General features: G+C 69.8%; 15 protein-coding genes. 13 read left to right on the top strand and 2 right to left on the bottom strand.

Annotated features, from left to right (window positions below):
• Positions 1 to 2 precede the first annotated feature (2 nt).
• The 11 genes from C3486_RS22395 (at position 3) to C3486_RS22345 (ending at position 7676) form a co-directional block, all read left to right on the top strand.
• A complete protein-coding gene (locus C3486_RS22395; protein ID WP_103834542.1) occupies positions 3 to 335 on the top strand; it encodes an MmoB/DmpM family protein in 333 nt (110 codons plus the stop codon).
• Positions 332 to 1318 (top strand): toluene monooxygenase, encoded by a 987-nt coding sequence (locus tag C3486_RS22390; RefSeq protein WP_103834541.1) that lies wholly within the window; start codon positions 332 to 334, stop codon positions 1316 to 1318. The genes C3486_RS22395 and C3486_RS22390 overlap by 4 nt, the downstream gene beginning before the upstream one ends.
• Positions 1319 to 1325: 7 nt before the next feature.
• Positions 1326 to 2363, top strand: a complete 1038-nt coding sequence (locus C3486_RS22385) for a 2Fe-2S iron-sulfur cluster binding domain-containing protein (protein ID WP_103834540.1) — start codon at positions 1326 to 1328, stop codon at positions 2361 to 2363.
• Between the two features lie 16 nt (positions 2364 to 2379).
• Positions 2380 to 2715 carry a Rieske 2Fe-2S domain-containing protein gene (locus tag C3486_RS22380; protein ID WP_103834539.1) on the top strand — a complete coding sequence of 112 codons (336 nt, stop codon included), beginning with the start codon at positions 2380 to 2382 and terminating at the stop codon, positions 2713 to 2715.
• A gap of 25 nt (positions 2716 to 2740) precedes the next feature.
• Entirely contained in the window at positions 2741 to 3463 is a 723-nt protein-coding gene (locus tag C3486_RS22375; protein WP_103834538.1) for a LamB/YcsF family protein, read from the top strand.
• Between the two features lie 35 nt (positions 3464 to 3498).
• The gene (locus tag C3486_RS22370; protein ID WP_103834537.1) at positions 3499 to 3747 is read left to right on the top strand and encodes an acetyl-CoA carboxylase; all 249 of its coding nucleotides are present in this window, start codon (positions 3499 to 3501) and stop codon (positions 3745 to 3747) included.
• The gene (locus tag C3486_RS22365; RefSeq protein WP_103834536.1) at positions 3744 to 5117 is read left to right on the top strand and encodes an acetyl-CoA carboxylase biotin carboxylase subunit; all 1374 of its coding nucleotides are present in this window, start codon (positions 3744 to 3746) and stop codon (positions 5115 to 5117) included. The genes C3486_RS22370 and C3486_RS22365 overlap by 4 nt, the downstream gene beginning before the upstream one ends.
• The gene (locus C3486_RS22360) at positions 5114 to 6007 is read left to right on the top strand and encodes an allophanate hydrolase subunit 1 (protein WP_103834535.1); all 894 of its coding nucleotides are present in this window, start codon (positions 5114 to 5116) and stop codon (positions 6005 to 6007) included. The genes C3486_RS22365 and C3486_RS22360 overlap by 4 nt, the downstream gene beginning before the upstream one ends.
• Positions 5997 to 6953 (top strand): biotin-dependent carboxyltransferase family protein, encoded by a 957-nt coding sequence (locus C3486_RS22355; RefSeq protein ID WP_103834534.1) that lies wholly within the window; start codon positions 5997 to 5999, stop codon positions 6951 to 6953. The genes C3486_RS22360 and C3486_RS22355 overlap by 11 nt, the downstream gene beginning before the upstream one ends.
• A gap of 3 nt (positions 6954 to 6956) precedes the next feature.
• Positions 6957 to 7193: a tautomerase family protein gene (locus tag C3486_RS22350; RefSeq protein ID WP_258052945.1), complete on the top strand. Its 237-nt coding sequence runs from the start codon at positions 6957 to 6959 to the stop codon at positions 7191 to 7193.
• Between the two features lie 93 nt (positions 7194 to 7286).
• On the top strand, positions 7287 to 7676 hold the full coding sequence (locus tag C3486_RS22345; protein WP_103834532.1) for an SRPBCC family protein: 390 nt from the start codon (positions 7287 to 7289) through the stop codon (positions 7674 to 7676).
• Positions 7677 to 7683: 7 nt separating this feature from the next.
• On the opposite strand, the gene C3486_RS22340 is transcribed toward C3486_RS22345, so the two are convergent.
• The gene (locus tag C3486_RS22340; RefSeq protein WP_103834531.1) at positions 7684 to 9201 is read right to left on the bottom strand and encodes a PucR family transcriptional regulator; all 1518 of its coding nucleotides are present in this window, start codon (positions 9199 to 9201) and stop codon (positions 7684 to 7686) included.
• A 183-nt stretch (positions 9202 to 9384) separates the two neighbouring features.
• Here C3486_RS22340 and C3486_RS22335 point away from each other — a divergent pair, with 183 nt between their 5' ends.
• Both C3486_RS22335 and C3486_RS22330 read left to right on the top strand, forming a co-directional pair.
• Positions 9385 to 10350 (top strand): allophanate hydrolase subunit 1, encoded by a 966-nt coding sequence (locus C3486_RS22335; RefSeq protein ID WP_103834530.1) that lies wholly within the window; start codon positions 9385 to 9387, stop codon positions 10348 to 10350.
• Positions 10347 to 11366: a biotin-dependent carboxyltransferase family protein gene (locus C3486_RS22330; RefSeq protein ID WP_103834529.1), complete on the top strand. Its 1020-nt coding sequence runs from the start codon at positions 10347 to 10349 to the stop codon at positions 11364 to 11366. The genes C3486_RS22335 and C3486_RS22330 overlap by 4 nt, the downstream gene beginning before the upstream one ends.
• Positions 11367 to 11447: 81 nt before the next feature.
• Here the strand turns inward: C3486_RS22330 and C3486_RS22325 are convergent, their stop codons facing one another.
• Entirely contained in the window at positions 11448 to 12590 is a 1143-nt protein-coding gene (locus C3486_RS22325; protein ID WP_103834528.1) for an 8-amino-7-oxononanoate synthase, read from the bottom strand.
• Positions 12591 to 12728: the final 138 nt, after the last annotated feature.

Here is a 12728-nt window from a genome sequence, read left to right as displayed (position 1 = left end):
CGATGGCTGACCACATCATCGATCCCGTCGGACCCGTCCTGCAGTCCGGAGAGGTCGCCCGCGCGGTCGCCGACGCGGTCGTGATCGACAACGAGGGGCGCCGGGTCGACATCCGCGACCGCGGCTCCTACGTCCGCATCGAGGTCGAGGGCGGTGAGTGCGTACTGCGCCGCAGCACGATCGCCGAGCAGCTCGGCCGCGCGTTCAAGATGTCCGAGCTGGAGCTGAACATGCCGTCCTTCGTGGGCCGCATCGAAACCGGCACCGAGGTCTTCCGCTTCTACCACACCTTCGAGCAGACGCCGGCCGCCGGCCACGAGGAGGCCCTCTCATGACCACCCCGCTGAAGCCGCTGAAGACCTGGGGCCACCTGGCAGCGCGGCGGCGCAAGCCGAGCGAGTACGAGATCGTCTCGACCAAGCTGCTGTGGCACACCCGGGACGCCGAACAGCCCTGGGACGTCGGGCACACCGGTGTCATGGCGGACCACTACCGCAAGTACCGCAACGGCAGCCCCGTCACGCACCCGGACTGGGACGCCTTCCGTGACCCCGACGAGCTGGTCTACCGCACGTACAACATCCTCCAGGACGGGCAGGAGACCTACGTCGAGGGCCTGCTGGACCAGCACAACGCCGAAGGGCACGACAAGGGCCTGTCGGCGGAGTGGACCGCCACCCTCGCCAAGCTCTACACGCCCAGCCGCTACCTGCTGCACACCGTGCAGATGGCCAGCGCCTACCTGGTGCACATGGCGCCCGCCAGCACCATCGCCAACTGTGCCGCCTTCCAGGCGGCGGACTCCCTGCGCTGGCTGTCCAACGTCGCCTACCGCACGGCCGAACTCGGCCTGGCCCACCCCGGCCTCGGCTTCGGCGAGCGCGAGCGGGAGCTGTGGGAGGAACTGCCGGCCTGGCAGGGCTTCCGCGAGCTGATGGAACGCCAGCTGACCACCTTCGACTGGGCCGAGGCGTTCGTCGCGCTCAACGTCGTCGCCAAGCCGGCCATCGACGAGACGCTCTTCCGGCAGCTCGGCGTCAGCGCCCGCCGCGAGGACGACGTACTGCACGCACTCCTGGGCGAAGCAGCGCTGCGCGACAGCGAGCGGTCGCGCCGGTGGACCACGGCGCTCGTCCGCCAGATGGCGGAGGTCGACACCAACCTGCCGCAGCTGCGGAAGTGGGTCGAGAAGTGGCAACCGCTCGCCACCGCGGCGATCCGGGCCTACAGCGAGGAGATCCCCGAGAACGCGGAGGCGGCCGACAACGCCCTCGACGCGGTGCAGTCCTTCCAGCGCCAGCTGGGCCTTGGGGGATGACCTCCCGATGACCGATCGGACCGGACACGAGGTCTCCCTGCACGGGACCGACGTTCGCTTCGCCTGCGCGGAGGGCGACACGCTGCTGCGCGCCGCCCTCCGCGCGGGAGTCGGACTGAGCTACGAGTGCAACAGCGGCTCCTGCGGAAGCTGCCGCTACGAGCTCCTCGACGGCGAGATGCACGACCGCCGTCCGGACGCACCCGGCCTCACTGCTCGGGACCGCCGCAAGCAACGCCGCCTCGCCTGCCAGAGCGAACCGCGCTCCGCCTGCACCGTACGCGTCGGCGCGACCACCGAGCCCGCGCCCCACCGGCCCGTACGGCAGTGGGCCGCCCTGCGGGAGGTCAACCCGCTCACCCACGACATGGCCGAGTTCGTCTTCACCACGGGACAGCCGGCCGCCTTCAGCCCCGGCCAGTACGCCATGGTCCTGCTCCCCGACGGGGGTGTGGAGCGCGCCTACTCCATGAGCAACGTCGGCAACTGCTACGGCGAATGGCGCTTCGTCGTCAAGCGCACACCGGACGGCCGGGCCACCTCCCTCCTGTTCGACAAGCTGGAGGTGGGCGCGACGGTCGGCCTGGACGGGCCGTACGGCCACGCCTACCTGCGCCGGGACAACCCGAAGATCGTCTGCGTCGGCGGCGGCTCGGGCGTCGGGGCGATGATCAGCATCGTCCTCGGAGCGGCCGCGCTGCCCGACGCGGCCGACCGGAGCGTCCACCTGTTCCTCGGGGGCCGCACCGCAGACGACCTCTTCCTGCCGTCCGCGCTGGAGCTGGCGGCACCCCGGCTCGGCGCACTGCACTTCCACACGGCGGTCTCCGGGGCGCCCGAGACCGGCGCGGAGGCGTGCCGGCCCGAGAGCGACGCCTACCGGGGCTTCGTGCACGAGGCGGTCATCGACGTCCTGGGCGATGACCTCACGGATTACACCTACTACGCAGCAGGACCGCCGGCCATGACGGACGCGCTCGCGCGCTCGCTCGTGCTGGAAGGGGGCCTGGACGCGGACCGGCTCCACTTCGACCGGTTCTGCTGAGAAAGGAGCACGATCCATGGGATTCGTTCGCGTCTGCAGCCTGGACGACGTCTGGGAGGGCGACATGGAGTCCTTCGAGGTGGGCGACAAGGAGGTACTCATCGCTCACCTGGACGGCGGCGAGGTCGTCGCGACCCAGGCGATCTGCCCGCACCAGCAGGTGGAGCTCGTCGAGGGAGAGCTGGACAAGAAGACCCTCACCTGCAAGAGCCACCTGTGGTCCTTCGACCTGACCACCTGCGCCGGCATCAACCCGGGCCACGCACGCCTGGCCCGCTACCCCGTGAAGGTCGACGGCGACGACGTCTACGTCGACCCCGACGGCGACACCCCCAAAGTCGCCCATTCCTGACCCAGAAGAGGAGAAACACACTGCCATGGTTGCCATCAACTGCGACATGGGCGAGGCCTACAGCATCTACCGCTGCGGTGACGACGAGGGCATCATGCCCTACATCACCGTCGCCAACGTGGCGTGCGGCTACCACGCGTCCGACCCGGTCGTCATGCGGAAGACGGTCGCGCTGGCCAAGCAGTACGGCGTCAAGGTCGGTGCCCACCCCTCCTTCCCGGACCGCGACGGCTTCGGCCGGCGCGAGATGAAGCTGGAGCGGCACGAGCTCACCGCCGCCGTCCTCTACCAGGTCGGCGCGCTCGCCGCCTTCCTCAAGGCGCAGGCGATGCCGCTGAACCACATCAAGCCGCACGGCGCGCTCTACGGGCTGGCCTCCCGCGACGAGGAGGTCGCCGAGGCCATCGCCGATGCGGCCGATGTCTTCGGCGTGCCGCTGATGGGCATGGCCAACACCATGCACGAACAGGTGTGGGGCAAGCGGGACGCCGGTTTCATCGCCGAGTACTACACCGACCTGGACTACCGCGCCGACGGCTCGCTCATCATCACCCGCGAGCACGCCGCCTACGACCCGGTCGTGGCCGCCGAGCGGGCGGTGCGCGTGGTCACCGACGGCGTCGCGACATCGGTCGACGGCACGGACCTCCCGATGCGGGCCGACTGCATCTGCGTCCACTCCGACACCCCGGGCGCGGTCGACCTCGCGAAGGCCGTCCACGCGGCGCTCCAGCCACACCTCAGCTGAGCCGAACCCACCCACGAGCGAATCGAGGTCTTCCGATGCCACGTCACGAGGTACTGGCCCCCATCCCGGGCGTCTTCTACCGCCGGCCGGACCCCGGCAGCCCCGACTACGTCAAACCGGGGCAGACGGTCACGGCCGACGACACGGTCGGTCTGGTGGAGGTCATGAAGTCCTTTCATCCCGTGCTCGCCGGCGTGGCGGGGACCGTCGTCGACTTCGCGGTCGAAGGTGAGTCCGTCGTCGACCCGGGCCAGGCCGTGGTGATCCTGGAGGTCGAGGGATGAAGCGCCTGCTCATCGCCAACCGGGGCGAGATCGCGGTACGGATCATCCGCGCCGCCCGCGACCTGGGGATCGAGACCGTCGCCGTCGCCAGCGACGCGGACCGCGACGCGGCACACGCCCGCCTCGCCGACACCGTCGTCCACGTCGGCCCGGCACCCGCCACCAAGAGTTACCTCCGGGCCGAGGGCATCGTCGCCGCGGCCCGGGAGGCGGGCGCCGACGCGGTCCACCCGGGCTACGGCTTCCTCTCCGAACGCGCCGACTTCGCCGCCGCCGTCACCGACGCCGGGCTGACGTTCGTGGGGCCCGATGCCCAGGTCATCGACCAGATGGGCGACAAGGTCCGGGCCCGGCAGGTCGCGATGGCCGCCGGCGTGCCCACCGTCCCCGGCACACCCGACGGCGTCTCCGACGTCTCGGCCGCGGTGGCCGCCGCGGCCGGGATCGGGTACCCCGTGATGCTCAAGGCGGCAGCGGGTGGCGGTGGGCGGGGCATCCGGGTGGTGTCCGACGAGGCCGAGCTGCGGGCCGCCTTCCCCACCGCCTCGGCCGAAGCGGCCAGCGCCTTCGGCGACGGCCGGATGTACCTGGAGCGGTTCATCCGCAGCTCCCGGCACGTCGAGGTCCAGGTCCTCGGCGACGGCTCCGACGCCATTCACGTCTTCGAGCGGGAATGCTCGCTGCAGCGCCGCCGCCAGAAGGTCATCGAGGAAGCCCCGGCCCCAGGCATCGACGCGGACATCCGAGCGGCCATGACCAGTGCGGCAGTACGGCTGTGCCGGCAGGTCGGCTACCGCAGCGCCGGCACCTGCGAGTTCCTCGTGGACGACCACACCGGCGAGTTCTTCTTCATCGAGATGAACACCCGCATCCAGGTCGAGCACCCCGTCACGGAACTGATCACCGGCATCGATCTGGTCGCCGAGCAGCTCCGCATCGCCGCCGGCGAACCACTGAGCTTCCGCCAGGCCGACGTGACCAAGCGCGGCCACGCCATCGAGTTCCGGATCTGCGCCGAGGACCCCGACCGCGGATTCCTGCCGGGCCCGGGCAGCATCAACCACGTCGAACTCCCGCAGGGACCCTGGGTCCGCACCGACACCTGGCTGGCCCCCGGCAGCGCCGTCTCCCCCTTCTACGACTCGCTCATCGCCAAGGTCGTCGTCTGGGGCGACACCCGCACTTCGGCGCTCAGGCGCGCACACCGGGCACTCGGCGAGTTCATCGTCGAGGGCGTGCCCACCACGACGGGACTGCTGACCGAGATCATCGGCGAACCGTGGTTCGCGAGCGGGGAGTTCGACACCGGAACGCTCGAGGACTGGCTCCAGCAGCGTACGAAGCCGGGGGAGGCGGGAGCGACACGATGACGGCCACCCCGACCGCAGCCCGGTACAGCTGGGGCGGCGACGAGCACATCTTCGTCGAGCTCGCCGAATCGATGAGCCTGCAGGCCAACTTCCGCGCCATGGCCATCACCACGTCGCTGCGCGAGCAGCGCCCGGACGGCATCCTCGAGATCTGTCCCGCCAACGCGTCCTACCAGGTGCGTTACGACCCGGACGTGATCGACCCCCGTGTGCTCCGCCAGCAGCTGCAGGAGATCGAGAAGCAGGTCGGCGACGCCGCCGGCTTCAGCCTCGCCACACGCATCGTCGAGATACCGGTGCTCTACCAGGACCCGTGGACCACCGAGACGCTCTCGCGCTTCCGGGACCGCCACCAGGACCCGGACGCCACCGACATCGAGTACGCCGCCCGCATCAACGGGTTCTCCGGTACGGAGGAGTTCATCGCGGCACACTCGGGCTCCCCGTGGTTCACCTCCATGGTGGGCTTCGTGGCGGGCCTCCCGTTCATGTTCCAGATGGTCCCGCAGGAACAGCAGCTGATCGTGCCGAAGTACCTGCGGCCCCGCACGGACACGCCCAAGCAGACCGTCGGGCACGGCGGCTGCTTCGGCTGCATCTACTCCGTGCGCGGCGCCGGCGGCTACCAGATGTTCGGGGTCACCCCCGCCCCCATCTACGACCCCGACCGCTCGATGCCCGACTTCGAGGACTTCCTGGTCTTCTTCAGGCCCGGCGACATCGTCAAGTTCACCCCCATCGAACGCGACGAGTACGACGCGACCATCAAGCAGGTGGAAGCGGGCACCTACCGCATCCGGTCCAGGCCCTTCGACTTCCGGCTCGACCCCTTCCTCAACGATCCCGAAGGCTTCAACGCCCGCATGCTGGAGGTGCTCCGTGCCGATTGAGGTGCACAAGCCGGGCCTTTCCACCACCGTGCAGGACGCGGGCCGCAGCGGCTACTACGACGTCGGCATCCCGCCCTCGGGCGCCCTCGACCAGTACTCCCTGACCGCGGCGAACCACCTGGTCGGCAACGCCCCCGACGCCGCCGTACTCGAATGCGTCTACATGGGCCCGGAAATCGCCTTCACCGAGCCGGCCACGGTCGCCGTCACCGGCGCCGACATCCCGCCGCGGATCAACGGCGAGGAACGCCCCCTGTGGGAGGCGTTCCCCGTCGCCGCCGGTGACGTACTCGACTTCGGCTTCGCCAAGGCCGGCGCCCGTGCCTACATCGGTGTGGCGGGCGGTATCGACACCCCCGTGATGCTCGGCAGCCGCTCCACCTACAAGCTCGGCGGGCTCGGCCGGCCGCTCGAAGCCGGAGACGTCCTGCCGATCGGTGCGCACTCGGGGGACGTCGCGGGCCGTACCGTGCCCGAGGAACTGCGGCCGGTGCTGAGCAAGGAAGTCGAGATCCGCGTGGTGATGGGTCTCTACGACCACGTCCTCGCCCCGGAGGGACGCAAGAACTTCCTCGGCTCCACCTGGACCCTCACCCCGGTCGCCGACCGTGTGGGCTTCCGGTACAAGGGCGCGGAGCTGGAGCTCGTCGAGCGCACTCCGCCCTTCGGAGCGGGGCAGGACCCCTCGAACATCGTCGACGCTCCGTACCCGATCGGCTCGATCCAGATTCCCGGGGGAGTGGAGCCCATCATCCTCCACCGGGACGCGGTCTCCGGCGGCGGATACATGATGGTCGCCACCGTGATCAGCGGTGACCTCGACGTGGTCGCCCAGTCCGCACCCAACACCCGGACGAGATTCGTCGAAATCGGCCTCGACGAGGCCCTGGCCGCCCGCCGCGACTACCGGCAGCGGGCCCAGCGCGTCGCCGGCCTCTTCGCCTAGCCAATTCGTCCAGCCCATTCCCTCAGCCAATCCGCCCAGCCAAGGAGACCTGCCATGCCGCACGTGCGTATCGACTGGTTCCCCGGTCGCACCACCGAGCAGAAGCGCGAGCTCGCTGCCGTCCTGACCCGTGAGATCTGCCGGATCGGCCGCTGCGAGCCCGACGCCGTCGGGATCGTCTTCACCGACGTGGAAAAGGAGAGCTGGTCGCGCGGCGGCAAGCTCTTCGCCGACGACTGACACTGCCGCCCCGCCCCCGTACCGGCCCCTCGTCGCGAGACCGTGCACTCACGCGATGGGGGGCTGGCGCTCCGTCACCCTCGAGGAGAAACCATGGCCACACTGCGCTCGCACGCCCTGATCGACTGTGCCCCCGATGCCGTCTGGAAGGTGGTGAGCGACGCACCGCACATCAGCGACTGGTTCCCGGCCATCACGGCCTCCACGGGCGACCACAAGCACCGGACGGTCACCCTGGAGGGAGGTGCGCAACTGGAGGAAGAAGTCGTTCTCTCCGACCCGCAGCTGCGACGCTTCCGGTACCGGGTCGTCGGCGGTGACCTCTCCGTCGATTCACACCTCGGCACGATCGACGTCATCGACGCAGGCGGCGGCAGATCACTGGTCGTCTACAGCACCGACATCGAACCGGAGACGCTGGCCGAGACCTTTGACCAGGCCATCGCCGAAGCGTTGGAGAACCTCGCCGCCTCCGTGTGCTGACACCGGATCAGGGCTGGTCGTCGAGTTGCAGGGCGAACCACAGCTCCGCGCGCGTGGCCGGGTCGTCCATGTCGCAACCCAGCGCCTCGGCGACCTTCGACATCCGGTAGCGAAGGGTGTGACGGTGGATGCCCAGCGCTGACGCCGACGCGTCGACCTGGCCGTTGTGGGCCAGGAACGTCCACAGGGTGTGGCGCAGATCGATCTTGGACTTGCCACTGTTGTCCGTCAAGGGCTGCAGCAGTGTTTCCGCCCAGCCACGTGCCTCGGGAGACATCAGGTGCCGCATGAGGCCCATCGTCGCGACATCACCGGCCACCACCAGCTTTCTGCTCGCGTCGGGCGCCGCGTTGAACACGGAGTGGACCCTGCGCCAGGCATCCGGGAGCTCGCGCCCCGGAGTCGGCTCGCTGACGGCTCCGCGGGCGTACGGCACCTGCCGCAGCAACGACTCCAAGGTCCGGATGTCACCCTCGGCGTGGGGCATGAGCACCACCACCCGCCCCTTGTCCCATACCGCCACCAGCGCGCCCAGACTGAGCAGGGCCTGGTCGTTCTCCGCGCACTCCAGCAGCTCGACCTCGTGACGGGCCGGTACGCCCAGCAGCGCGACCCGGAGATCGCCCTCGGGCCAGCCCGTCTCGAGTACCGCACTGGTCGACTCCGCCAGCGCCAGTTCCCCGGCGATCGCGATCTTGATGACGGCCAGCCGGTGCCGGCGGGCGGTGTCGAGCGTGCCTCCCATGCCCTGCAGGTCGGCGCACAACAGGGAAACGGCGGTGACGATGATGGCTTGGTCCGAGGACGTGAAGGCCAACGAGCGGCCGACCGCGAGGAACCCTCGCACGCGCCCGCCGACCACGAGCGACATCAGGACGACCGAGTCTCCCCCCACGGTCATCGACAGGCTCCGCCCCGTACCACCGTCACGAAGCCGCGCCAGGTCGATGCGCACGCGGGACAGATGGATGCGCCCCGCGGCGGTACCGGCACGCAGCTCACCTTCGTGATCCAGCAGCAGGACCCAGCAGCGCAGGGCCTTGGCCAGGCGGTTGACCACCTCGCGTGCGACATTCGGCGAGAGCGCGGCCCTGGCCAGGTCGCGCTGCGCGCTCACGGCGAAGGTCAAGGCCCGCTGCTGCTCGTCGGCGATGCAGTTGCTGACGTAGCGGCTGATGTCCGCGAACGCCGTCTCCTCCGGCACGGAAAGGAGGGGGAGCGACGCCAGCTCAGCGGCTTCCACGAGCTCGCCGGGAACCTCGGGGGCCTGGCTGCTCAGGCCGAACCCGAGGGCGACGGCCCCCGCTCCGCCCAGCCGGGAGACGTACCGGCGGCGCTCGGACGCACTGGACGGCAGCCGGGACCCGGTCGTGAGGACGAACTCGCCGCCCTCGAGGAACACCGCGGGGTCGGGGTGCTCGCTCACCAGCGCCCACCGCACCTCACGGTCCAGGTGCTCAGCGCCGGTCCGGACGGAGAGGCCGAGTTCGCGCTTGTTGACCAGCGTTTGCAGAGTGAGGCCCATCTGCACTCCCAGAGTCTACGGAGGCCCGAGCGGATTCGGCCATGTCCATGTACCGTGCTGGCACCTGAGATCGGAGCTGGTCCCTGCGGCAGGACCGAGAAGCCGGCCACTGCTGCGCAGCCCGCGGTCTCCGATCATGATCGTACGGTCGTGATCCAGTCAAGCAGGTCAAAGGGAGAGCCGATGGCCGCGATCATCACTCGCTCAGAACTTCCCGAAGGCCGGCCGACGGTGACGTACCGCACGGCCGGCGACCGTTATGTGCTCGTCGAGTACGGGGCCGAGGCGACAGTCGACCTGTGCGCCAACTTCTTCGTTCACGAGGTGGCGAGACGCATTGCGGCTTCCCCGATTCCCGGAGTGCGCGAAACGGCTCCCGGACTGCGGTCGCTGCTCGTCCGGTTCATTCCCCGGCAGATCAGTCAAGCGGATCTCGTCGCGGCATTGGAAGAGGTGCATCATCAGGTCCCGCCGCCGGCCTCGCTCACGGTTCCCAGCCGTCGCATCGTCCTTCCGATCGCCTTCGACGACTCCACCTCGCGGGAAGCCGTGCACCGTTACCAGATAACCATCCGCCCGGACGCCCCCAATGCGATCAATGGCAACAATATCGACTACGTCACCCGATACAACGGATTCACCGACCGGGACGACTTGTACACGACGATCCTGAACACCGAGTGGTGGAACGCCTTTACCGGCTTCTATCCCGGACTGCCGTCGCTCCTGCCACTCGATCCGAGATGCAGCATCTCCGCACCGAAGTACAACCCGGCACGCGCCTGGACGGCCGAGGGCGCCGTCGGCCTCGGCGGCCCGTGCATCGTCATTCACCCGCTCGAAACGCCCGGAAGTTACCAGCTCCTCGGCCGGACGCTGCCGATCGCCGACCTCGTCCGCAGCGAACGGAGCCGCAGCCTCGATCCGGTCATGTTTCTCTACGGAGACCGCATCCAGTTCGAAAGGGTCGAGGAGGCCGAGCTCATCGAGCTCAGACGGCAAGTGTTCGAGGGCGCCTACGAGTACCGCATCGAACTCGGCCAGTACTCGGTCTCCGAGCACTTGGCCGAGGTTTCCCGGCTCTCCGACGAGGTGACCAGTTGTCACGCGGAACCTTCTTCCGCCGAGCGCAAGGTGCAGATTCCATGACCGTCTCCGGCGATTCCTGCACCACCTCCATTCCGGCGCTGGAGATCGTGGACCCGGGCCTGCAGACCACGGTGCAGGACTACCCGGGCCGGCTCGGCCTCCAGTCGCTGGGGTTCTTTCCTTCCGGCCCGGCGGACCACTTCGCCTTCCGGGTGGCCAACGTCCTGGTGGGAAACCCGCCAGGAGCGGCCGCCCTCGAAATCCCGTACGGCCGGTTCCATGCGGTGGCACTCTACGACGGGCTGGTTTCGGTATGCGGCGCCTCCGGTGTCGATGTCAGGATCAACGACCGCTCCGTACCGACCTGGGAGGCCGTTCCCCTCTCCGTCGGCGATTCGATCCGCTGCAGCGTCGCGCGCGGCCCGGGATTCCGGCTGTATCTCGCGGTCTCCGGTGGTATCGCCGTCCCCGAGGTATTCGGCTCCATGTCCACCTTCCTGGTGGCGGGCATCGGCGGACTGGACGGACGCGCCCTGGCACGCGCTGATGTCATCAACGCGCAAGCCAAGGGAGCACAGCGCAAAAGAGGCTACCGACTGCCGCTCGACCTTCGCCCGCGGTACACGAGCAACTGGGAGATCGAAATCCTGCGTGGTCCGCATGCCGATCCGGACTTCCTCACCGAAAGCGATTACAAGGAACTGCTGAGTACGGAATGGCGTGTCGACGTGAGCTCCGACCGCGCGGCCACCCGTTTCCACCCGCATCAGTTCCGCTGGGCCCGCGACCGCGGCGATGTCACCGGCGGCCACCCGTCGAACATCCTGGACGGCTGTTACCCGCTCGGCGGCATTCTCGCCTACGGCGACACCCTGACCGTCCTCGGTCCCGACGGGCATGTGTCAGGAGGGTCAACGGTGGTCGCCACGGTCGCCCACGCCAGCATGTGGAAGATCGGCCAGCTCCGCCCGGGGCGCGACACCGTGAAACTGAAGGAAATCACTCTCGACCAGGCGGCCGGACTGGATGACCACATGCAATTCACGCTCAGGCGGCAACAGCTCGAACCGCTCTAATACACAGGGCGATTCGCTTCCCGCAGGAATGCAGTGCCGACGACCGGGCGGTGGCTGGTTCTCGTCGCCGAGGCTCCGTGTTCAGCCGGTCGGAGCCGTCCGGACGATCACCTCGACCGCCTCCGCGATCTGCTCGTCCGTCAGGTCCGCCCGGGCCGTCAGGCGCAGCCGCGAGATCCCGTCGGGCACGGACGGCGGCCGGAAGCAGCCCACCACCAGCCCGGCCGCCCGGCAGTCGGCGGCCCAGCGCACCGCCGCCTCCGGCGAGGGCGCGTGCACGGAGACCACCGCGGCGTCCGGCCGCACCGCCGTGCGGCCGGCTCCGGTCAGCTGCCGGTGGAGAGATGCGGCGACGGTCCGGGCCCGGGCCGCGCGCTGCGGCTCGCGGCGCAGCAGGCGCAGCGCCGCGAGGGCCGCACCCGCCGCCGCCGGCGCGAGCCCGGTGTCGAAGATGAAGGTGCGGGCGGTGTTCACCAGGTGCTCGATCACCCGGGCCGGGCCCAGGACGGCACCGCCCTGACTGCCCAGGGATTTGGACAGGGTGACGGTGGCGACCACGTCGCGTTCGCCCGCGAGCCCGGCGGCGTACAGGGCGCCGCGCCCGCCTTCGCCGAGGACGCCGAGGCCGTGTGCATCGTCGACGAGCAGGGCGGCACCGTGGGCGCGGCAGGCGGCGGCGAGCCCCGGCAGCGGGGCGGCGTCGCCGTCGACGGAGAACACCGAGTCCGAGACGGCGACCGCCCGGCCGTCGTGCCCGTCCATGGCCTTGCGCACCGCCTCGGGGTCGGCGTGCGGGACGACAGTGGTTTCGGCGCGGGAGAGGCGGCACCCGTCGATGAGGGAGGCGTGGTTGGCGGCATCGGAGACCACGAGGGTGCCCTGTCCGGTCAGGGCGGTGACGGCGGCGAGGTTGGCGGCGTAACCGGAGGAGAGGACGAGCGCCGCCTCGAAGCCGCAGAAGGCCGCGAGCTCCGCCTCCAGCTCGCTGTGGAGTGCGGTGCTGCCCGTGACGAGGCGGGATCCGGTGGCCCCCGCACCCCAGCGCCGGGCGGCCTCGGCCGCGGCGTCGACGACCTCCCGGTGCCGGGCGAGGCCCAGGTAGTCGTTGCTCGCCAGGTCGAGCAGTGGCGAGTCGGCCGGGCGCGGACGCAGGGTCCGCACGAGTCCGGCGCGGCGACGCCGCTCCCGGTGCGTATCGATCCAGTCGAACGGGTCCTGGGCCATCGGTCGTCCCTCGGTCGTGTGCGGTGGGCGAGCAACGTACCGAGGAATGTGCGGGGCCCGACCGTGCGCGGTACGCACAACGGATCCACCGTCGTTGTCCCACCTGTCCTATGGTCACGGGCGGGTGCCTTGGCGAAA

The organism is Streptomyces sp. Ru73, assembly GCF_002920575.1.
GTDB lineage: Bacteria > Actinomycetota > Actinomycetes > Streptomycetales > Streptomycetaceae > Streptomyces.
Note: the sequence above shows the minus strand (reverse complement) of the source record. Positions and strands in the feature narration are given on the sequence as shown.

What these genes read in the sequence shown, in the direction of transcription:
- C3486_RS22395 (WP_103834542.1), top strand. Translation starts at nt 3, where the DNA reads ATGGCTGACCACATCATCGATCCCGTCGGACCCGTCCTGCAGTCCGGA.
- C3486_RS22375 (WP_103834538.1), top strand. Translation starts at nt 2,741, where the DNA reads ATGGTTGCCATCAACTGCGACATGGGCGAGGCCTACAGCATCTACCGC.
- C3486_RS22385 (WP_103834540.1), top strand. Translation starts at nt 1,326, where the DNA reads ATGACCGATCGGACCGGACACGAGGTCTCCCTGCACGGGACCGACGTT.
- C3486_RS22325 (WP_103834528.1), bottom strand. Translation starts at nt 12,590, where the DNA reads ATGGCCCAGGACCCGTTCGACTGGATCGATACGCACCGGGAGCGGCGT.
- C3486_RS22370 (WP_103834537.1), top strand. Translation starts at nt 3,499, where the DNA reads ATGCCACGTCACGAGGTACTGGCCCCCATCCCGGGCGTCTTCTACCGC.
- C3486_RS22335 (WP_103834530.1), top strand. Translation starts at nt 9,385, where the DNA reads ATGGCCGCGATCATCACTCGCTCAGAACTTCCCGAAGGCCGGCCGACG.
- C3486_RS22340 (WP_103834531.1), bottom strand. Translation starts at nt 9,201, where the DNA reads ATGGGCCTCACTCTGCAAACGCTGGTCAACAAGCGCGAACTCGGCCTC.
- C3486_RS22365 (WP_103834536.1), top strand. Translation starts at nt 3,744, where the DNA reads ATGAAGCGCCTGCTCATCGCCAACCGGGGCGAGATCGCGGTACGGATC.
- C3486_RS22345 (WP_103834532.1), top strand. Translation starts at nt 7,287, where the DNA reads ATGGCCACACTGCGCTCGCACGCCCTGATCGACTGTGCCCCCGATGCC.
- C3486_RS22330 (WP_103834529.1), top strand. Translation starts at nt 10,347, where the DNA reads ATGACCGTCTCCGGCGATTCCTGCACCACCTCCATTCCGGCGCTGGAG.
- C3486_RS22390 (WP_103834541.1), top strand. Translation starts at nt 332, where the DNA reads ATGACCACCCCGCTGAAGCCGCTGAAGACCTGGGGCCACCTGGCAGCG.
- C3486_RS22360 (WP_103834535.1), top strand. Translation starts at nt 5,114, where the DNA reads ATGACGGCCACCCCGACCGCAGCCCGGTACAGCTGGGGCGGCGACGAG.
- C3486_RS22380 (WP_103834539.1), top strand. Translation starts at nt 2,380, where the DNA reads ATGGGATTCGTTCGCGTCTGCAGCCTGGACGACGTCTGGGAGGGCGAC.